The 20,723-nt window shown below is 41.3% G+C and carries 22 protein-coding genes; 18 read left to right on the top strand and 4 right to left on the bottom strand.

Annotated elements, in window-relative coordinates; genetic code table 11:
- The first annotated feature begins 39 nt into the window (after positions 1-39).
- Genes pcnB through yjgA form a run of 7 tightly spaced genes read left to right on the top strand, consistent with a single transcriptional unit; the run spans position 40 to position 5,351 of the window.
- On the top strand, positions 40-1,488 hold the full coding sequence (gene pcnB, locus E0H94_RS11645; RefSeq protein WP_131326675.1) for a polynucleotide adenylyltransferase PcnB: 1,449 nt from the start codon (positions 40-42) through the stop codon (positions 1,486-1,488).
- Entirely contained in the window at positions 1,485-1,973 is a 489-nt protein-coding gene (gene folK / locus E0H94_RS11640) for a 2-amino-4-hydroxy-6-hydroxymethyldihydropteridine diphosphokinase (RefSeq protein WP_131265548.1), read from the top strand. The genes pcnB and folK overlap by 4 nt, the downstream gene beginning before the upstream one ends.
- A 43-nt stretch (positions 1,974-2,016) precedes the next feature.
- Entirely contained in the window at positions 2,017-2,826 is an 810-nt protein-coding gene (gene panB, locus E0H94_RS11635) for a 3-methyl-2-oxobutanoate hydroxymethyltransferase (protein WP_131265547.1), read from the top strand.
- A gap of 1 nt (position 2,827) precedes the next feature.
- Positions 2,828-3,676 carry a pantoate--beta-alanine ligase gene (gene panC / locus E0H94_RS11630; RefSeq protein ID WP_131326674.1) on the top strand — a complete coding sequence of 283 codons (849 nt, stop codon included), beginning with the start codon at positions 2,828-2,830 and terminating at the stop codon, positions 3,674-3,676.
- A gap of 21 nt (positions 3,677-3,697) precedes the next feature.
- Complete coding sequence (gene rapZ / locus E0H94_RS11625) at positions 3,698-4,549, top strand: RNase adapter RapZ (protein ID WP_131326673.1); 852 nt, start codon at positions 3,698-3,700, stop codon at positions 4,547-4,549.
- Positions 4,546-4,815 (top strand): HPr family phosphocarrier protein, encoded by a 270-nt coding sequence (locus E0H94_RS11620; RefSeq protein ID WP_016166136.1) that lies wholly within the window; start codon positions 4,546-4,548, stop codon positions 4,813-4,815. Before rapZ ends, E0H94_RS11620 begins: the two co-directional genes overlap by 4 nt.
- Before the next feature lie 2 nt (positions 4,816-4,817).
- A complete protein-coding gene (gene yjgA, locus E0H94_RS11615) occupies positions 4,818-5,351 on the top strand; it encodes a ribosome biogenesis factor YjgA (RefSeq protein WP_131265543.1) in 534 nt (177 codons plus the stop codon).
- A gap of 78 nt (positions 5,352-5,429) precedes the next feature.
- Here yjgA and E0H94_RS11610 read toward each other — a convergent pair whose 3' ends face one another.
- Positions 5,430-7,073: an acyl-CoA synthetase gene (locus tag E0H94_RS11610; RefSeq protein ID WP_131326672.1), complete on the bottom strand. Its 1,644-nt coding sequence runs from the start codon at positions 7,071-7,073 to the stop codon at positions 5,430-5,432.
- A gap of 487 nt (positions 7,074-7,560) precedes the next feature.
- Between E0H94_RS11610 and thrS the strand changes: the two genes are divergently transcribed.
- The 5 genes from thrS to E0H94_RS11585 all read left to right on the top strand — a co-directional run bounded on the left by thrS (position 7,561) and on the right by E0H94_RS11585 (position 12,295).
- Positions 7,561-9,483, top strand: coding sequence for a threonine--tRNA ligase (thrS, locus tag E0H94_RS11605; RefSeq protein WP_131326671.1), 1,923 nt, complete (start codon positions 7,561-7,563; stop codon positions 9,481-9,483).
- 59 nt (positions 9,484-9,542) lie between these two features.
- Positions 9,543-10,040 carry a translation initiation factor IF-3 gene (gene infC / locus E0H94_RS11600; RefSeq protein ID WP_165815706.1) on the top strand — a complete coding sequence of 166 codons (498 nt, stop codon included), beginning with the start codon at positions 9,543-9,545 and terminating at the stop codon, positions 10,038-10,040.
- Between the two features lie 233 nt (positions 10,041-10,273).
- On the top strand, positions 10,274-10,891 hold the full coding sequence (locus E0H94_RS11595) for a glutathione S-transferase N-terminal domain-containing protein (RefSeq protein WP_131326670.1): 618 nt from the start codon (positions 10,274-10,276) through the stop codon (positions 10,889-10,891).
- A 677-nt stretch (positions 10,892-11,568) separates the two neighbouring features.
- Positions 11,569-11,862, top strand: coding sequence for a hypothetical protein (locus tag E0H94_RS11590; RefSeq protein ID WP_131326669.1), 294 nt, complete (start codon positions 11,569-11,571; stop codon positions 11,860-11,862).
- A gap of 4 nt (positions 11,863-11,866) precedes the next feature.
- On the top strand, positions 11,867-12,295 hold the full coding sequence (locus tag E0H94_RS11585; RefSeq protein WP_131326668.1) for a YqaA family protein: 429 nt from the start codon (positions 11,867-11,869) through the stop codon (positions 12,293-12,295).
- A gap of 63 nt (positions 12,296-12,358) precedes the next feature.
- Here the strand turns inward: E0H94_RS11585 and E0H94_RS11580 are convergent, their stop codons facing one another.
- Together E0H94_RS11580 and E0H94_RS11575 are read right to left on the bottom strand one after the other, a co-directional pair.
- Positions 12,359-13,096 carry an energy transducer TonB gene (locus E0H94_RS11580; protein ID WP_131326667.1) on the bottom strand — a complete coding sequence of 246 codons (738 nt, stop codon included), beginning with the start codon at positions 13,094-13,096 and terminating at the stop codon, positions 12,359-12,361.
- A gap of 105 nt (positions 13,097-13,201) precedes the next feature.
- Positions 13,202-14,455 carry an MFS transporter gene (locus tag E0H94_RS11575; protein ID WP_131326666.1) on the bottom strand — a complete coding sequence of 418 codons (1,254 nt, stop codon included), beginning with the start codon at positions 14,453-14,455 and terminating at the stop codon, positions 13,202-13,204.
- Positions 14,456-14,675: 220 nt separating this feature from the next.
- Between E0H94_RS11575 and rpmI the strand changes: the two genes are divergently transcribed.
- The 3 genes from rpmI (at position 14,676) to E0H94_RS11560 (ending at position 15,614) form a co-directional block, all read left to right on the top strand.
- Entirely contained in the window at positions 14,676-14,870 is a 195-nt protein-coding gene (rpmI, locus tag E0H94_RS11570; RefSeq protein ID WP_004278281.1) for a 50S ribosomal protein L35, read from the top strand.
- An 11-nt stretch (positions 14,871-14,881) separates the two neighbouring features.
- Complete coding sequence (gene rplT / locus E0H94_RS11565; protein WP_004675688.1) at positions 14,882-15,241, top strand: 50S ribosomal protein L20; 360 nt, start codon at positions 14,882-14,884, stop codon at positions 15,239-15,241.
- Positions 15,242-15,401: 160 nt separating this feature from the next.
- On the top strand, positions 15,402-15,614 hold the full coding sequence (locus tag E0H94_RS11560; RefSeq protein WP_131326665.1) for a hypothetical protein: 213 nt from the start codon (positions 15,402-15,404) through the stop codon (positions 15,612-15,614).
- Between the two features lie 109 nt (positions 15,615-15,723).
- On the opposite strand, the gene E0H94_RS11555 is transcribed toward E0H94_RS11560, so the two are convergent.
- Positions 15,724-16,746, bottom strand: coding sequence for a hypothetical protein (locus E0H94_RS11555; protein WP_131326664.1), 1,023 nt, complete (start codon positions 16,744-16,746; stop codon positions 15,724-15,726).
- Positions 16,747-16,901: 155 nt separating this feature from the next.
- On the opposite strand from E0H94_RS11555, the gene pheS reads away from it, so the two are divergent.
- From pheS to E0H94_RS11540, 3 genes are all read left to right on the top strand, one after another.
- Positions 16,902-17,882 (top strand): phenylalanine--tRNA ligase subunit alpha, encoded by a 981-nt coding sequence (gene pheS / locus E0H94_RS11550; RefSeq protein WP_131326663.1) that lies wholly within the window; start codon positions 16,902-16,904, stop codon positions 17,880-17,882.
- Between the two features lie 132 nt (positions 17,883-18,014).
- Positions 18,015-20,396, top strand: a complete 2,382-nt coding sequence (pheT, locus tag E0H94_RS11545) for a phenylalanine--tRNA ligase subunit beta (protein WP_131326662.1) — start codon at positions 18,015-18,017, stop codon at positions 20,394-20,396.
- Complete coding sequence (locus E0H94_RS11540) at positions 20,393-20,689, top strand: integration host factor subunit alpha (RefSeq protein WP_016166119.1); 297 nt, start codon at positions 20,393-20,395, stop codon at positions 20,687-20,689. Before pheT ends, E0H94_RS11540 begins: the two co-directional genes overlap by 4 nt.
- Positions 20,690-20,723 lie beyond the last annotated feature (34 nt).

Raw genomic sequence — 20,723 nt, 5'->3', positions numbered from 1 at the left:
CTTAGATATTTTACGTTCAGGCGTAGGAGACAGCGTCTTTTGCAAACTTTGCGCGCGTCAAAATGTGGTTTATCCACCGCTCAACTACCTGCTTCAATTCTTGATGTAATTGATGCCCTAACCAAAGCGGGCTACGAGGCTTATATCGTAGGCGGCGGTGTTCGCGATTTAATGCTAGGCCTTAATCCGAAGGATTATGATGCCGTAACCAATGCCACACCCTCACAAATTAAAGAAGTGTTCGGCCGTCGTTGCCGTATTATTGGTCGTCGTTTTGAGTTGGCTCATGTCTATTCTGGGCGTGAACTGATTGAAGTGGCGACGTTCCGAGCACCTCCAAAAAAAGCAGTGACTTCAGCTTCCGGGATGATCCTGCGTGATAATAATTGGGGTTCGATAGAGCAAGACTTTTCACGTCGTGATTTTTCTATCAATGCACTTTATTATCAACCCCGTAAAGCGATTGTGCTCGACTTTTGTAATGCCGTAGAAGATGTTCAAAGTCGTACTTTGCGCTTACTTGGCGATCCTCAATTGCGTTTTGAGGAAGACCCAGTGCGAATGCTGCGTGCATTGCGTTTTTCTGCCAAATTAAAATTTAATATTGATCCAAAAATTTTAGAAATTTTTACACCTGAGCGTACACAGCTTTTGCGTGATGTCTCACCGCATCGTCTTTATGATGAATCACAAAAATTATTTACCATGGGTCATTTGTACCAAGTGCTCCCAATGTTGATTGATTTTGGCATTTGGCATCAGCTTTTTGCAGAAATTCGCCCAGAAATCACACCATTTATTGAGCGTGCGGCAAAAAATACCGATCAGCGAATTCAAATTGGTAAAACCATTAATCCTGCATTTTTCTATGCGGTGTTGTTATGGAAACCTTTTTTAGAGCGTTGTGATTTTTACTTGAAAAAAGGTGTGGTGGCTGCAGAAGCACGCGCTCAAGCGGGACTGGACGTATTAAAGCGTCAAGCAACACGGACTGTGATTCCGCGTTTTGCCGAAACCTTTATTCGTGAAGTATGGGAAATGCAAACCCGATTGTTGAACCCAAAACCTCAACAAATTGAAGCATTGTCTAACCATGCACGCTTCCGTGCAGGCTTTGACTTTTTACTGTTGCGTGAAAAAGCAGGCGACAATACCACTCAATCTATGGGCAGTTGGTGGGATGCTTATCAGCTGATGTCTACAGACGAAAAAGAGCGTGCGATCGGTCAATATAACCGTCAACGTGCCAAAACACGTCGTAAGGTTACACAAGAAGAACCAGCGGAAACCAAGATTGCCGTTGAAATTGAACCTTTGGTGCAAGAATCTGAACCACGTAGTCGTCGTAGCGGAAAAGCCAAAACCACAGAAACCACTTCTCGAACGGCAACTCATAATCCATCTGAATTGAATCACGATCATCCTATTTTAAAGAGAAAACGGGTAAAACGTGATTTAAACCAAGTCGTTTTTGGGCCAACCCAATGAAGATTGTGAGTTATATCGGCTTGGGCAGTAATTTGGGTGATTCGCGCCAAATTTTGACCGAAGCCATTCAGAAGTTAGCAACATTGGGTGCTGTAAGCGTATCTAAGTTGTATCAAAGTCCACCCATGGGGCCTCAAGATCAACCACATTATTTTAATGCGGTGGCTCGCGTGGAAACTGACTTGGCTGCTTTGACATTGTTGGACCAATTACAGCAATTTGAGCAGGATGCAGGGCGGGTTCGTCTGCGTCGTTGGGGAGAGCGTACTTTAGATCTGGATTTGTTGCTGTATGGCGATGAACAGATTCAACATGAACGTTTGACCGTCCCACATGTTGGAATTTTAGAACGTGATTTTGTGGTTATTCCATTATTGGACTTAGACCCAAATTTGCACATTCAGGGACACCGATTAGATAGCCTCGATTTATTACAGCACACGACATTAACTGAAGTGGCTGATCAAAATTGGGTCAATATTTAATTACCAAAGGTATGTTCTAGGAACTTCTAGAGAGGAACATCTCATGATTAGTCTGAGTGACTTAAGACAATTTAAACAAGATGGACGTAAGTTTTCATGCCTGACTTGCTACGATGCGAGCATGGCAAAAGCGATGGAACTTGCTGAAGTCGATACGATTTTAATTGGTGACTCTTTAGGGATGGCAATACAAGGTCGTGATTCAACTTTACCTGTTACTGTTGAAGACATGGCTTATCACACTGCGGCTGTGCGCCGTGGTAATCAACATGCGTTGATTATGACTGACTTACCTTTTATGTCTTATGCAACATTAAATGATGCATTGGTGAATGCGAAAACCGTGATGCAAGCGGGCGCGCAGATGGTCAAAATTGAAGGCGGTGCTTGGTTAAGTGAAACTGTAGAAGTATTGACCCGAAATGGTATTCCAGTCTGTGTGCATTTGGGCTTAACCCCACAATCAGTCCATGTTTTAGGTGGTTATAAGCTGCAAGCACGTTCACGTGAAGCCGCAGATAAATTGCTTGCAGATTGCCAAGCTGTGGTTGATGCAGGTGCTGCGGTATTGTTACTTGAATGTGTGCCTGCACAGTTGGGTCAAGAAGTGACAGCTCGCTTTCCGCATATTCCCGTGATTGGTATTGGTGCGGGGGTCGAAACAGATGGACAAGTTTTAGTTGTACAAGATATGCTCGGTTTGACGTTTGGACGCGTAGCCAAATTCGTGCGTAATTTTATGAAAGAGCAAGCAGGTGAAACTGCAATTTTAGATGCATTTAAGGCTTATCATGCCGCTGTGCTCGATCAATCATTCCCAGCAAAAGAACATACTTTTCAAGTAGAGCTGTAATATGAAAACTGAAACAACGATACAAGGCTTGGCAGCATCACTGCAACCTGCTCGTACTGCGCGAAAAATTATCGGCTTTGTTCCGACCATGGGGAATTTACATCAAGGACATTTGAACCTTGTACGTGAAGCGCGCAAACTTTGTGACGTAGTTGTCGTCAGTGTCTTTGTCAATCCGATTCAATTTGGACCCAATGAAGATTTTGATAATTACCCGCGGACATTAGATCAAGACAGTCAGCTTTTGGCAGATGTTGGTTGTGACATTATTTTTGCACCATCAGTCGAGCAAATGTATGGCAAGCAGCCACGTTTAACCAATATCAGTGTTTCTGAAATTACCAATGATTTATGCGGTCAACAGCGTCCAGGGCATTTTGATGGCGTGGCCGTTGTTGTGACTAAGCTGTTTAATATTGTACAGCCGAATTATGCTTTTTTTGGTCAGAAAGACTTTCAACAGTTAGCAGTGATTCGTCAATTGGTGCGTGATTTAAATATTCCATTGGAAGTGATTGGCGTACCAATTGCACGTGCAGAAGATGGTTTGGCGTTAAGTTCGCGTAATGGTTATTTAACTGAAGAGCAGCGTAAAATTGCGCCAAGCATTTTTCAAAATTTGAAACATGCAGCAGCAGAATTGCAGCAAGGCACTGATTTAACGGAAGTGTTAGCGAATATTAAAACTTCGTTGACAGAAGCAGGTCTAGTTGTGGACTATGTAGAAGCGCGTACACCACAATTACAAGGTATTGATCAATTTAATCAAGATCTTGTTTTGTTTGTCGCGGCAAAATTGGGCACAACCCGACTCATCGATAATTTGCAGGTTAAGCATACTGCATCATAAAAGCCAAGGAATAGCTTTGCCATGAAGCGCATTTTGATTGTGACAGGACAATCTGGTTCAGGTAAGTCATCTGCATTGCAGGTACTGGAAGATTTAGGTTATTACTGCATTGATAATTTGCCTTTGGCATTGCTGCCAGAGATTGTGTCGAAACTGGATCGTGAAAATAATCTTGAACAATTGGCCTTAGGGGTGGATGTTCGGAGTACCCGTGCAGATTTGCAGGAGTTTGATCTGGTTTTTGAGCAATTATTACGGCATGGAATGGTCGATATTATTTATTTGACCACGCGGGATCAGGAGTTAATCGCACGATTTAGTGCTTCACGTCGCCCGCATCCATTGTCGAATCGTTTTAAAAGTTTGAATGAGTGTATTCAGGAAGAAAAAACATTATTACTTCCGATACAATTACGCTCTACAGTAAATATTGATACAACTGATAAAAGTGTGCATGATTTAAAGCATACTTTATTGTCTAAACTTGGACAGTCCGATAACTTAATTGTAATTTTGCAGTCATTTGGCTATAAACATGGCATTCCTTTAGATGCTGACTATGTCTTTGATGTGCGTCATTTACCGAATCCGCATTGGGATTTGGAGTTGCGGAAATATTCTGGTTTAGATGTGCCAGTACAAAAATTTTTGGAACAAAGTCCACAGACCAATGAAATGTTTAAAGACATTTATCATTTTTTGGACAAGTGGTTACCTGAATTTGCCGAAGGGCATCGTCACTATATGACGGTCTCTATTGGTTGTACAGGTGGACAGCATCGTTCTGTTTATATTGTGGATAGACTCAAAAAAGCGCTTGAAGCGAACTGGTCTATTCAAGTCCTACATCGAGAAATGAAGCACTGGTCATGATTGACACAACTGTTGACGTAATTAATAAACTAGGGTTACATGCGCGTGCATCTGGCAAACTCATTGAAGTAACCACCAAATTCAAATCATCTATTCAGATTGGAAAAGGTGATAAATTAGTCGATGCGAAAAACATTATGTCTTTACTGATGCTTGGCGCAGGTAAAGGCACCACTTTACGTTTAGTGATTGAAGGCGCAGATGAGGAAAAAGCCCTATCTGAAGTTCAAGCACTATTTGCAGCAAAATTTTACGAGGCAGATTAATCGTGGCACGTCGACCGAACCGTTTTACTGACGAAGACTTTGAATCTTTAGAAGGACGTGCAAGTAAAACTGAACAGAAAAAAGCCGTACAACGTATGGCATCTTTGGGTTCTCAACTTGCAGAGTTGAACACTAAACAAATTCAAAACTTACCTGTTGAAGAGCGTTTGATTGAAGCACTTTTGGATGTGAAACTGATTACATCAAATGAAGCTCGTCGCCGCCAATTTTTACGCATTGGTAAGTTGTTGCGTAATGAAGATGAAACAGTGATTTTGTCTTATTTGACACCACAACAAGGCGCGAAAAAAACTGCTCAATTGCAGCGTTGGGTCGATCGTATGATCAAAGATGGTGATGTGGTCATTAATGAGTTTTCAAAAACGTATAATGCCGCGGAACGTCATACCATTCGTCAGCACGTATTGCGTATCCACCGCGATATGAAACAGCAGCTTGATGAGGAGCAACTTAAAGCTTCGCGTTTGAAGTTGTTTAACTACGTTCAGCAAGTGGCTTTAATTTCGGATAATTAAGTTATTTAGACATAAAAAAGCGACCGTTAAGGTCGCTTTTTTATGTGAAGACATTTGTACTTGTAGTCTACCGAGTGCTTAACTAAATTCGCCCGTTGCACGCTCTTTGGCCCAGTTGCGTAGGACAAATTTTTGTAATTTGCCTGTTGAAGTTTTTGGAATTTCTGTAATCACCACATCTTTCGGTACTTTAAAGCGTGCCAGATGTTGTTTGCAGAACTCAATAATTTCCTCTGGTGTAGTTTCCTTGCCTGCTTTGAGCTCGATAAAGGCACATGGCACTTCTTGCCAGCGCGAATCTGGTTTGGCCACCACCGCAGCCGTTAAAATAGCGGGATGTCGATATAAGACTTCTTCTACTTCTATTGAAGAAATATTTTCTCCACCTGAAATAATCACATCTTTGGAGCGATCAGTAATTTTGGCATAACCATCAGGTTGGCAAACCGCCAAATCACCTGTATGGAACCAACCTCCCTTAAAGGCTTCTGTAGTTGCTTCAGGGTTTTTCAGATAACCTTTCATGACAATATTGCCGCGGAACATAATTTCGCCCATGGTTGTGCCATCTTTAGGCACGGGTTCCAAGGTTTCTGGGTCGAGGACTTTCATGCCATCTTGAAGCGGGTAGGGAACGCCTTGACGCGAATGCAGTTGCGCTTGTTCTTGAATAGACAAGTCTGACCAACCTGCTTGAGATGCACAAAGGGCAGAAGGCCCATAAGTTTCCGTGAGACCATAGACGTGTGTGACATTAATGCCAATATTGCACATACCTTCAATAATGGCAGCAGGTGGAGCTGCACCTGCAACCATGACTTCGACGCGATGTTCAAATTTAATTTGTTTCTGTTCTGGAGTGTTAATTAACATCGATAGCACAATGGGTGCGCCACAGAAATAATCCACTTTATGCACTGCAATTAAGTTAAAGATCAATTCAGGGTCAACTTTACGTAAGCAAATGTTAGTACCGCCATTGGCAGCCATGGTCCAGGCAAAACACCAACCATTGCAATGGAACAGCGGTAGGGTCCATAGGTAGGTGGCGCGTGGTGTCATACCACAAGCGATGATATTACTGGCCGCATTAATGTATGCCCCACGATGGTGATAAACCACGCCTTTAGGATTGCCCGTCGTGCCCGAAGTATAGTTCAGGCTAATGGCATCCCATTCATCACTGGGTAAATGCCATTCAAACTCGGCATCGCCTTCAGCCAGCCAGTCTTCATATTCAATTTGACCAATCGGAGTGGAAAAACATTGTTCGTATTCTTCATCATCGACATCAATCACATAAATTGAATGGGAAACCAAGCTTAAAGCTTCTTTGGCAAGGAGGGCGAATTCAGGGTCAACTAAAAGTACTTTGGTTTCAGCGTGTTCTAGCATGAACGCAATGGTCTTGGCATCTAAACGGGTATTCAGAGTATTTAATACCGCACCAATCATTGGCACTGCGAAGTGGGCTTCAAGCATGGCTGGAATATTGGGTAATAGCACTGAAACTGTATCGTTTTTACCAATGCCTAATTTTTGCAACTGATGTGCAAACTGACGGCAACGATTATAGGTTTCTCGCCAACTGATATGTCGCTTGCCATGAATAATTGCATCTTGATGTGGGTAAATATAAGCGGCGCGTTCCAAATAGCGCAATGGGGATAGTGCAACAAAATTCGCAGGGGTGCGCGGTAGTTCATCGTAGGCAGCAACCATGTAACAACTCCATGTATATTTATTATCATTGATGCTTTAAAGATAAGCATTTCAAGTTGGACTTGCATTTATGCTTTAGTCGAGGGGTTACTTTTTATAAGGTAATGAATTTTATGTAAAAATAATTAAAAATCGCTATTGAATGAATACAAATTCATAAATGTGATTAAATTCAAATATATATGAAAAAGTAGAATGTATGTTTATTTTTTAATCTCATTTGTCAATGCAGAAAACTATAGCGGATAAAAATATATGCATGACATCAAGATTGAAAATCATTCTAAAAGGTTCAAATGCATAAAAAATGACAATTTTTTGATTGGAATCAGATTTATCGAGTTAAAAGGTTTTATCCAACCCTGAACCCGTGTAAAATTCTTAGCAGTTTTTATCCACCGTTTTTATCTTTTGAGGTTCTGCCTCGATCATAATCTCGCGGTGACATGCTCCATGGTACGGGGCATCACTCCTTAAGGATTTTTTTATGCCAATTATCACTTTGCCAAATGGCGATCAAAAACAATTTGATCAAGCCGTATCTGTGATGGACGTTGCACTGAGCATCGGTCCGGGTCTTGCTAAAAATACAGTTGCAGGAAAAGTCGATGGTCGCTTAGTCGATGCATCTGACCTAATTACCACGGATGCAAGCCTTCAAATTATTACGCCTAAAGACGAAGAAGGTGTCGAAATTATTCGTCACTCTTGCGCTCACTTGGTGGGACATGCGGTTAAGCAATTGTTCCCTGAAGCGAAAATGGTGATTGGTCCAGTCATTGAAGATGGCTTCTATTACGATATTTTCAGCGCAAAGCCATTTACGCCAGAAGACATGGCGGCCATCGAAGAGCGCATGAAAAAGCTCATCGATCAAGACTATGATGTCATTAAAAAAATGACGCCACGTGATGAAGTGATTGCAGAATTCACAGCGCGTGGTGAAGATTATAAATTGCGCTTGATTGCAGACATGCCAAATGAAACCCAAATGGGCTTGTACTACCATCAAGACTATTTGGACATGTGTCGCGGTCCACACGTACCAAATACTAAATTTTTAAAAGCATTCAAGCTGACTAAAATGTCAGGCGCTTACTGGCGTGGTGATGCGAAGAATGAACAGTTACAACGTATTTATGGTACAGCATGGGCAGATAAGAAACAGCTTGCGGCTTATATCAAGCGTATTGAAGAAGCTGAAAAGCGTGACCACCGTAAAATTGGTAAAGCTTTAGACTTGTTCCATATGCAAGAAGAAGCGCCGGGTATGGTGTTCTGGCATCCAAATGGTTGGACCATTTACCAAGTACTTGAACAATACATGCGTAAAGTTCAGCAAGACAATGGTTATCTTGAGATTAAAACACCACAAATCGTAGACTTTACGTTGTGGGAAAAATCAGGTCATGCGGCAAACTACGCAGACAACATGTTTACGACGCATTCTGAAAGTCGTAACTACGCTGTAAAACCAATGAACTGCCCATGTCACGTGCAAGTATTTAACCAAGGTTTGAAATCATACCGCGACTTGCCAATTCGTTTAGCTGAGTTTGGTTCGTGCCACCGTAATGAGCCATCGGGTTCACTACACGGCATTATGCGTGTCCGCGGCTTTACCCAAGATGATGCACACATCTTCTGTACCAAAGAACAAATTGGTAAAGAGGTTGCTGACTTTATTAAACTGACTTTAGATGTTTATAAAGACTTTGGTTTCGAAGACGTGCAAATGAAATTGTCTACACGTCCAGAAAAACGCGTGGGTGATGATGCACTTTGGGATATGGCGGAAAAATCTTTAGCAGATGCTTTGGATGCTGCTGGCCTTGCTTGGGAGTTACAACCAGGTGAAGGGGCATTCTACGGTCCGAAAATTGAATTCTCGTTGAAAGACTGCTTAGGTCGAGTATGGCAATGTGGTACAATCCAATGTGACTTCAATTTGCCAGAACGTTTAGATGCATCATATGTCACTGAAGATAATGATCGTGATCAACCTGTAATGTTGCATCGTGCAATTCTTGGTAGTTTTGAACGTTTTATTGGTATACTTATTGAACACTATGCGGGCTTTATGCCACCTTGGTTAACACCAATCCAAGCATGTGTGATGAACATTACCGATTCGCAAGCAGAAGCTTGTGAGTCTGTCGTTGCGAAACTTAAAGAAAACGGTCTGCGTGTGATTTCAGACTTGAGAAATGAAAAAATCGGCTTTAAGATTCGTGAACGTACATTAGAGCGTATTCCTTACTTATTGGTCCTTGGAGACCGTGAAGTAGAGGAAGGTACTGTAAACGTCCGTACCCGTTCTGGAAAAAATTTGGGTACTATGTCAATCGACGCTTTCGTTGACTTAGTAAAAGCAGCCGTTGCCGAACGCGGCCGGTACATTGTGGAGTAACAGCGATTAAACAGCCTGACCGTAATCAACAGGGCGGTAACAAATCAAACCGTCCTGCTTTGAATGATGAAATTCGTGCGAAAGAAGTTCGTCTTGTAGACGAAAATGGTGAGCAAAAAGGTATTGTAAGCTTGGCAGATGCATTGCGCGCTGCTGAAAGTGTTGAGCTTGATCTGGTTGAGATCGTAGCAAACGCTGAGCCGCCTGTTTGTAAAATCATGGACTTCAACAAGCATTTGTTTGATCTAAAGCAAAAGCAGAAAGAAGCGAAGAAAAAACAGCATCAAGTACAGGTGAAAGAAATCAAACTCCGCCCTGGTACTGATGTTGGTGATTACAACGTAAAATTACGTGCAATTATCAAGTTCCTTGAAGAAGGCAATAAGGTAAAAATCACATTACGCTTCCGTGGTCGTGAAATGGCTCACCAACAGTTAGGTTTGGCTCAATTACAGAAAATTGAAACAGATGTGGCTGAATTTGGTATTGTAGAGCAAGCACCAAAGATGGAAGGTCGTCAAATGGGTATGTTACTTGGTCCTAAAAAGAAAAAGTAATGATCCATTGATCTTAAAAAGCACTGCCTATGCAGTGCTTTTTTATTGTCTGAAGATAAATTTGTTTGTAGTAGGTACTTTAGGGGGGAGTATATAAGGTGGTTTGAAATGTACATATCTAGAGGATTTTTATTCGAATAAGTGCTAAAGCGTTTATAAAATTACATCAAAATAATCATGTTTAATTATGCTATCGTGTATCCCAAAGAAGTGAATAAACAAAGGACATAAGAATGATCGATTTGTATTATTGGGGGACGCCCAACGGTCATAAAATTACGATTGCTTTAGAAGAAATGGGCTTGGAATATCAAATTTTTCCAGTCAATATTTTAGAAAATGATCAATTTCAACCTGATTTTTTACGTATCTCGCCAAACAATAAAATTCCTGCCATCGTAGATCAAAATGGGCCGAAGGGTGAACCTATATCGGTATTTGAATCTGGGGCAATTTTACAATACTTGGGTCGTAAAACAGGATTGTATTATCCAACGGATGAACAAGAGCGCGTTGAAGTGGAGCAGTGGTTAATGTGGCAAATGGGTGGTTTAGGGCCAATGTTAGGGCAAAATCATCATTTTAGTCGCTTTGCACCTGAACGAATTCCGTATGCAACCGAGCGTTATGTGAATGAAACCAAGCGTTTATATGCGGTATTAAATCAGCAGTTGATCGGTCAAAAATATGTGGCTGGGGAATATTCGATTGCAGACATGGCGATTTTACCGTGGATTCTGCGTTACGAATGGCAGCAGATTCAGCTAGAAGATTATCCTTATGTGAAGGAATATGTTGAGCGCTTGACAGCACGTCCAGCTGTGCAAAAGGCTTTGGCAATTAAAGTTTAAAGTCTCTGGTAGTGAGTTAAAAGCGATCTAGCTCCATAAAACGATATTTTTAAATGGCTTACTTTAGATGTTTTCGATTTACAAGGCTCTTCTAGTACCTGTTTTGAGCGATAGAGTAAGCCACTTTCTAGATTGATGAGCCAGTTATGAAATAGTTCACGCGGGTGTGTGGTTTCAATGAGATTGCCATTCATTAAGCCCTTCATTGATTGCGTATTGAAATTTATATTCTTGAAACTATGTGTAAACGTATTTCGAATCTTTCGAAATCCTTCAAATTGATTGTCTTTAATAGGTGGCATAAAAGAATTTTTGATGAAAATTTTCCGATAAGGTTGAAATCTATCTAAAAGAATTTTTACAGATTTTGAAGTTCTTGAGAAAGGTTAAAGAGCAGGCGTTGATTACTTTCTAAGTACAGTTGTAGCAATTAAGGTACCTCATGATCTGTTTTTCAGGATAAACAAATTGGATTTTAAAAACTTTTGAGAAGCTTCAGGGTATTTTAATTTCATTTCTTGCTGATATTGGTCTCATTCATCTACACACCATTTCTCGATTTTGTGATTGTGCTGTTGATGGGGGATATCCTTTCTCAGGTTGAGTCCCTCAGTATGTTAATATCTGCTCCTTCCCCAGCATTTTTTGTGATTTTCAAACTTGGAAATCAGTAGGTTGTGATGAAAGCATTTTTTTTAAATTTAACTCGAATTATTGAAGCAAATCCTAGAATTTATATCAGTATTATTGTGGGAATTGTAGGATGTTGTATGTTATTCGTCGCAGAAGCCGTACATGTTCAAAAAATTGTTGAGTTGCTCAATAGCAAGGACCAAGCACTATTGCGAGCTGCTATTGAACCGATTGCAGATAAATACACTGTAGCGCGTCGCTTATTATTGGTACTCTCATTAATTTGGTCAGGTTATGAATATTTTGGGACAAAGAAAAAGTTAGGTTTGTCTTCATAACATCATGTGGACTTTAGGGCTTTTATTCCTTTCCGCTTTTGGTGCCGCCACTTTACTGCCTTTGCAATCTGAGGCTGTATTATTGGGATTATTGGCAAATGGCAGTTATTCCGCTGGATTGCTGATAGCAGTAGCCAGTATCGGTAATATTTTAGGCTCATGTGTCAATTGGTATTTGGGCTTTAAGATTGAACACTACAAGCATAAAAAATGGTTTCCTGTTTCGGAACAGAAAATGCTGCAAGCACAACGAATTTATCAAAAATATGGTTTTTGGTCATTATTGTTGAGTTGGGTGCCTATTATTGGAGATCCCATTACCTTGATTGCAGGTTTGCTCAAAGAAAATTTTCTGCGTTTTTTGTTGATGGTGTGCATAGCGAAAACTGGGCGTTATCTTGTACTTTATCTTGTTTTTCTAGGATGGTTCTAATTGGAAAGGCTGTTTTAGCTATTAAAAAGATAGGGAGGAAAACATGTCCTCCCTATAGCTTACTTATGAGCATTGGTTGAGTTTGAATTGAATTTCATCTTTAAAGCTAGATTTTTTATAAAGCCATAAAGTACTTGCGGTGCGCTTCACTGTAATTTGGCTTTTGGAAATGGCTTGTACAATATTTTGGTCGAGTGCATAAATGCCAGAGCCTTGATTAATTTTTACTTTTTTGACCGCGCCGTGTTTGTCCACTTTAAAGCCAAACTTGATCTTACGATCATGTTGATTTAGATCATCACGATTGAGTTCAAGTTGGGGTTGGGCTGTATAGTAAAATTTAACTTTTTGTTGCTGCTGCTGTGCCATCCAGTTTTTAGAATTAAAGCTGTAATTGCACTCAGATGGGTCTTGCTCTAGATTTAAACTAAAGGTTTGATAGCCAATAACCGGCAGCGTAGTATCTTCGACTTTATACGGCTGAACATGAGCTTGACGTACAGCTTGAAGTAAAATTTCATCTAAGTTTTTTAGGCCCGTACTTTCTTGAACACTGGCTTGGGTAATTTTTCCTGTTTCATCAGCATAAATACGCAAGATTGCCGCACGATTTTGTCCTTTTAAATCGTCATGATTGTATTGCGGCTGGGGGAAAGTCGTCCATTGAATACGTGTGGTTAAATGGGCGGGCAGTGCAGTGCTTTTTTGTACCGCCAATTGTGAGGTACTGGCTTTCTCTGCACTGTAGCTATGTACAAAAGGAAAACTAAGAATCAAGGAAAAACAAATCAGTTGTTTCATAAGATCAGAGACGACATTCGTTCAAGAATGCTCATGCATAATGGTGGCTGAATTGTCGCCCAGTATTTCCTGATTTGAAAATACTGGCAAGTCTAAATTCATGTTTTATTGGTCTTTTCCTTGAGTAATATCGACGCCAAATAAATCGGAAGTTTTCAACCAACTCAGTCCGACCACAAGCATGGTCATACAACCGCCAAACACCGTTGCCATAATGGTGCCCATATATTTGGCTGCAAGCCCAGATTCAAAAGCACCTAATTCATTACTACTGGATACAAACATACCGTTTACTGCCGCAACGCGCCCACGCATATTTTCGGGTGGATAAATTTGTAAGATGGTTTGACGTACCACGACCGAAATACTGTCACAGGCACCTGTCATGGCTAAAGCAAACAAGGACAGCCAGACATGACTGGAAAAAGCAAAGACGAGCGTGAAAAAACCAAATCCAGCCACAGCGAGTAACATGTTGCGCCAAGCATTGCGTGTAGGTGGAAATCGGGTCAGAGCAATCATGGTGATGAGTGCGCCGATAGAGGGTGCAGCACGTAAATAGCCTAGACCTTCAGGACCTGTTTTTAAGATGTCTTCGGCAAAAATAGGAAGGAGAGCAATTACACCACCAAATAAAACAGAAACCAAATCGAGTGAAATCGCCCATAAGACAATTTTGGTGTCGCAAATAAAACGAAATCCATCGCCTAAGCTTGCCCATAAGTTCTCGGTTTCAATACTTGGGAAGTTGCGTTTTTGTAATAAGTTAATCAGGATAAAACAGAGGCTCAGCAATACGGCAACACTGAGTAAACTGGTTTCTCGTCCCAGAAATGCAAGCATAAACCCGCCCAACATTGGACCTAAGATAACGCCACTTTGCCAGCCAATTGTGGTCCATGTGGCCCCATTGGCATATAACTCGCGTGGAATTAAAAAGGGTTTTAATGAGGTGGCTGAAGGATTGTAAAATCCACGAATCGTACCTAAAGCAAAAATCACGGCATAAATGCCTAAAGATAAACTGGTGACACCAATGTGCCCTAATCCAAATGCATGAAATAACCCCCATAAAAGCAGTGGAAGTGGTACTGCAAAGCATAGGCAAATTTTCATAATGCTTTGTTTGTTAAAGCGATCGGCAAAATAACCGCCCCATAGTGAAAGGGCAATAAATGGAATCGCTTCGGCAAGCCCAATTAAACCGAGTGTGAGCGGATCTTTGGTAATCTTATACAGCGAATATGCCACAATAATTTCTTGAATAAGAATGGCGAGAGTAAGACAAAATTGATTGAGTGTAACTATAGAGAAGTCTCGGTATCGGAGTGCGGCAAAAGCATCCTGCGTAGCGTTCATGGCGGTACAGTATTGAAAGGATGAGGCATTATACGGCTTGGACTAAGTCTAGGTTATAAAATCATCGCTTAAAGCTTATCAGGAAATAGACTAAGCTTCCTTTTTTGCGCATTATTTACTTTTGTTTTAGGCAGAGTTCGATTAGAATACTCGCTCCCTTACCTGCAGGTCGTTTTGCAATGGTGCAAACGTTCCGAACAGGTGTTCAAAAGAGGTTGTTATGCCTAAGATGAAAACTCGCCGTGGTGCAGCTAAACGCTTTAAAGCGACTGCTAACGGTTTCAAGCGTAAACAAGCGTTCAAACGCCACATTTTGACCAAAAAATCTGCTAAGCGTATTCGTCAATTGCGCGGCTGTGTAATGGTTCACGTGAGTGACGTTGCTTCAGTTCGTCGTATGTGCCCATACATCTAAGGAGATTATAAATGGCTCGTGTAAAACGTGGTGTACAGGCTCATCGCCGTCATAAAAAAATTCTTGCTCGTGCTAAAGGTTACTACGGCGCTCGTTCACGCGTATATCGCGTAGCGTTCCAAGCAGTAATCAAAGCGGGTCAATACGCTTACCGTGACCGTCGTCAGAAGAAACGTCAATTCCGTGCTCTATGGATTGCGCGTATCAATGCTGGTGCTCGTCTAAACGGTTTGTCTTACAGCCGTATGATCGATGGCTTGAAAAAAGCTCAAGTGATCATCGACCGTCGCGTACTTGCTGACATCGCTATGCATGATGCAGTTGCATTTGCTGCTTTAGCTGAAAAAGCTAAAGGCGCATTAGCTGCTTAATCATCTTCCGATGATTTAAAAAAGACCGCTTTATGCGGTCTTTTTTATGGCCTACGTTTTGTTAAAGCATAAAATTTGAGTGGTGTTACATAATTTATCTTTAAATGAATCAGACTTAGTCGCCTAATAAAAATAAGTCATTATAAAAAGGAATAGGCCAATGCTTGCAGAAATTGTGGGTGTGAATCAAGCGCGGATCACTGTAAAGCTGGAAATGATTCCAAGAATTGGCGAATCGGTTAAAATTATGTATGGGCCAGACGCAGAATTAGAAGGGGAAGTTGTTGCTGTGCAGCATTATATCAATCAGCATGCCGATAAACATCAAGTGCGCATTGAGATACGGCCATTTAATTTGTTAATTACATCTTAATATTGTTTATTAAAATATGTTTTTGAAAAATCAAAAATATACAGTACTTATGCACGTTATATTGAAATCAATCCAAGAAAGCCACAATTGTGTGGCTTTCTTTTGCTCTTTATAAACCAAAATAATAAGCCACAATACAAATAATGACGGTAATTAGGATGAGCTTGAATACGGCAGAAGAACCAATTTTATGAGGGTGGTGTGAGGTAGAAGGAGTGGATGTTGCGGTTGTAACAGCGGCACCTTCCAATGGATTATTTACTGCGATTGAAGTCAGTTGCGCTGTTTGATAGTGGTTGGCAACTTTCACAATAAATTTGGCTTGAAGATCTTCAAGTTTTTGCGAAAAATGGCGTAGGTTAAGTTGCTCATCAGCACTGAGTAGGGAGCCATCTTCATGTTGAGGATGTTGTAATTTATTCTGGATATAATAATTTAACGCCTCAAGTCTATAGAGGGATTTATGTGCAAAATCAGCAGCATAATCCGTAGGGATTAAAGCAAGCTTTTGGGGATCTAATTCATTTTCAGTATTTGTTTTTGCAACATAGCCAAAATACGGTAAGTTTGACTGTGTAGGCTCGACAAAACCTTGTATTAAGGGGCTATTGAATAATTCGGTTTGTGTGTAGCTTTGAATATCATCCCAATTTGGCGGTTGTAAATCTGCATCAATACGTTTGGCGAGTTTGGAATTGAGTTCAAAACGCCAGAAGGTTTCGTGACGTAAGGGATTTTGCTGTGTAGCTGGGACTTCAAAATCATTATCTGCGTTATACCATTCTGCCAATTCTTTACCAAAAATCCAGGCTATTTTTTTATTGGCTTCGTGGCTGACAATAAAGTGTGCGAAAGGCAGCAGTTCGACGTTGGTATTTGGATTCTGTTCGTCATTTAACAGATTTGAACTGTGTAAACTTAGGCGTTTTGTGCCTTGTTTTTTGAGTCCTTCAAGCCAAATTTGAAAGTGTTGTGCCAATAGATGCTGCGAGATAAGATCTCGAAATACAAAGAGATGTTGATCAAAAATAGGATGTTGTTTCCAACGATTAAAACTCAGCTCTTTGTTGAGGAATTCATTGCCATAGGTGACGAGCGTGAGCTGTTGTTTCCAAATTTGATCGAGGGCCATAGATATTGATCTCTTTGCAAGTGGGTTTATCTTATACTTTTTCTAATTTCGGATGTTAATCAAATTTTCCTTAATTGGAAACGCATCAATCTTGTTAAAAACTGATAGAATATCGGGTTTTATCTTATTATTAAACTGTTGCTTTGAGAGTTACTATGTCACTGGAAGCCCTGACCACCGAAGCGCTTGCTGCCATTGCAGCAGCTCAAGACCTTGCCGCCCTCGATTTGGTTCGTGTGCAATTTACAGGGAAAAAGAGCCAGCTTGCAGAACAATCCAAAGCCTTGGGTAAAATGGACCCTGAGGAGCGTAAAGTTCAGGGTGCTGCAATTCATGCTGTGCGTGAAGCAATTAATGCAGCATTGACTGAACGTCAAGCGCAATTACAAAAAGCAGCGTTAGAACAACAACTCGCAAGTGAAACGATTGATATTACTTTGCCAGGGCGTGGTCAAACGATTGGAAGTATTCATCCAGTTACCCAAGTGCAGGAGCGTATTTGTCAATTCTTTACCAAAGCGGGCTTTACGGTAGCGACAGGTCCAGAAGTTGAAGATGATTATCATAACTTTGAAGCACTCAATATTCCGGGGCACCACCCAGCGCGTGCAATGCATGACACATTCTATTTTGATGCCAATCATTTGTTGCGTACACATACCTCAGGCGTGCAAATCCGGACTATGGAAACCTCACAACCGCCAATTCGTATTGTGTGCCCTGGTCGTGTATACCGCTGTGATTCAGATCAAACGCATTCACCGATGTTCCACCAAATTGAAGGTTTGTACGTTGCTGAACATACCAGCTTTGCTGAACTGAAAGGTCTGTTGGTGAATTTGTTGAACGAATTCTTCGAGAAAGATTTGAAAGTTCGTTTCCGTCCATCTTATTTCCCATTCACCGAGCCAAGTGCAGAAGTGGATATTATGGATGAGCGCGGTAAATGGTTGGAAGTGCTCGGTTGCGGTATGGTGCACCCAAATGTCTTGCAAGCTGCGGGTATTGATCCTGAAAAATATAAAGGCTTTGCATTTGGTTTAGGGGTAGAGCGTTTTGCAATGTTGCGCTATGGCATTAATGACTTGCGTATGTTCTATCAAAATGATGTGCGTTTCTTACGCCAATTTGCTTAAACAGATTTAGACCTCTCCCAGTCTCTCCTGTAAGGAGAGGAGTTGTTCGTGATGACTCTGGGTTCTCCGCTTTTTCAAAGGGGGAGAGTTAGAGGGGGATTCAAAAATTTAGATTTATAGGTTTTTAATAAAATGAAAATTAGCGAAAATTGGTTGCGCACATGGGTCAACCCAGCCATTGATAGCGAAACTTTATCTGACCAACTGACCATGTTAGGTCTCGAAGTTGATGATTTATCTCCTGCGGCAAAACCATTTACGGGTGTCGTGGTAGGTGAAGTACTTACCGTAGAACAACATCCCGATGCCGACCGTTTACGTGTCACTACCGTAAATATTGGTTCAGGTGAGCCTTTGCAAATTGTATGTGGTGCACCGAATGTTCGCGTGGGAATGAAGGCTCCTGTAGCGACGATTGGTGCAGTGTTACCAGGCGATTTTAAAATTAAAAAAGGCAAGCTGCGTGGTATTGAGTCACAAGGCATGTTGTGTGGTGCTTCGGAAATTGATCTAGAAGATAAAATTGATGGTCTTTTAGAACTTCCAGCAGATGCACCAGTTGGTGTAAATATCCGTGAATATCTAGACTTAGATGATCATGTGATTGATATTAGTATTACCCCAAACCGCGGTGACTGCTTCAGTATTCGTGGTATTGCGCGTGAAATTGCGGTCATTAACCAAATGACGGCGGTTGCGCCAGAGATTAAAGAAGTAGCTGCGGCCATTGCAGATGAGAAAAAAGTTGTTGTCACTACAGAAGGTTGCCCGCGTTATTTAGGTCGCGTAATCAAAAACGTAAATACCAAAGCGCCAACACCAGAATGGATGGAGCGTGCGCTTGCGCGTTCAGGTATGCGTCAGCACAGTATTTTGGTCGATATTACCAACTATGTGTTGATGGAGTTGGGTCAACCATTACATGCATTTGATGGCGGAAAGGTTCAAGGTGCAGTTCACGTGCGTCAAGCAACAGCAGCGGAAAAATTGGTGCTGTTAAATGAACAAGAAGTTGAACTGAATGAAAAGGTGATGGTGATTGCAGATGCTGAAAAAGCATTGGCAATTGCAGGCATCATGGGTGGTTTATCTTCTTCAGTCACGGATGAAACGACTGAAATTTTCTTAGAATCTGCATTCTTCGCACCGTTACATATTGCAGGTCGTGCCCGTAGTTTTGGTTTGCATACCGATGCTTCGCAGCGCTATGAACGTGGTGTAGACTTTGAATTACCAATGCTGGCAATGCATCGTGCATCACAATTGATTGCTGAGCTTGCTGGTGGTGAATTTGGTCCGATTACTGTTGCTGAACAAGCTGAAGTTTTGCCTAAGCGCGAAGCGATTGAACTTAAGCAGGCACAAGTCGATCAACTGTTGGGTTATCGTGTAGAAGGTGAATTTATTGCTGATGCATTAACCCGTTTAGGTTGTATTGTGACAGTTAAAGCGGAAGGTCAGTGGTCTGTTGTTCCACCATCACACCGTTATGATATGGCAATTTATCAAGACTTAATTGAAGAAGTTGCCCGTATCCACGGTTATGACAATATTCAAATCAGTTTACCTGTGATTGATGCACAGCTTGCCAAGTATCAAGATCAATTTGAAATTGCACAATTACGTCAGACTTTGGTGACTTTGGGTTATCAAGAAGCGATTAGTTTCAGCTTTGCTGATTTGAAACTTGAAAAACAGCTCAATCCAGCGGTTAATCCATTGGCATTGGCCAATCCAATTTCAAGTGATTTAGCGGTCATGCGTTCAACTGTGCTTTCAAGTTTAATTCCTTGCGTGCAATATAATATTAACCGCCAACAAAGTCGTGTGCGCTTCTTTGAGTTGGGCTTACGTTTTGATTATCAAGATGCCAATAACATCCATGATTTAAAACAGATTCCAACATTAGCCATGATTGCTGTAGGCGCGAAGCAAGCAGAATCTTGGCATGCCAAACCACAAGCAATGGATTTCTTTGACTTTAAAGGTGAAGTGGAAGAGTTATTGGCCGCAGGACGTGTCAAAGTGGAATATGCTCGTTCTGAGCGAGTTTGGTTACATCCCGGTCAGTCAGCAGAGATTATGGTGGATGGTCAATCAATCGGTTATTTAGGTCGTTTGCACCCAACGCTAGAAGCAGAGTTGGATTTAGGTACGACTTGGGTAGCTGAACTTGATCAAAAGGCTGTTTTGCAAACTTATGTATCTAATTTTACAGAATTATCACGTTTTCCATCAGTAAGACGTGATATTGCGCTTTTAATTAGTGATAAGATTAATATTGGTGAAATTCAGCAACTTATCACTAAAACTGGTGGGGAGCTGTTAAACTCGAATTGGCTCTTCGATGTGTACACAGGACAAGGGGTCGAAGCAGGTAAGCGCTCGTTGGCATTTGCACTGTTATGGCAACATCCGTCTCGTACCTTGGAAGACGCTGAAATTAAATCGGGTATGGATACAATCATTGAAGTGTTGCAGAACACTTATCAGGCGACATTGAGGGCTTCATGACAGCATTAACTAAAGCAGAAATGGCTGATCATTTAAGTGAGCTCACGAGTTTAAACCGTCGTGAAGCAAAACAAATGGTCGAATTATTCTTTGACGAAATAAGCCAAGCGCTTATTTCTGGAGAACAGGTTAAACTTTCGGGTTTCGGGAACTTCGAGTTGCGTGATAAGCGTCAACGACCAGGTAGAAATCCTAAAACGGGTGAAGAGATTCCGATTTCTGCCCGCCGTGTAGTTACATTCCGCGCAGGTCAGAAATTTAGACAGCGTGTTGGGAAAGAGCAGATCGATTGATCTGCTTTTTTTATTATTTATAGATGGATGTAAT

It is taken from the genome of Acinetobacter sp. ANC 4173, assembly GCF_004331255.1.
In the GTDB taxonomy this organism is placed as follows: Bacteria; Pseudomonadota; Gammaproteobacteria; order Pseudomonadales; family Moraxellaceae; genus Acinetobacter.
This window is presented reverse-complemented; position numbering and strand designations above follow the sequence as displayed.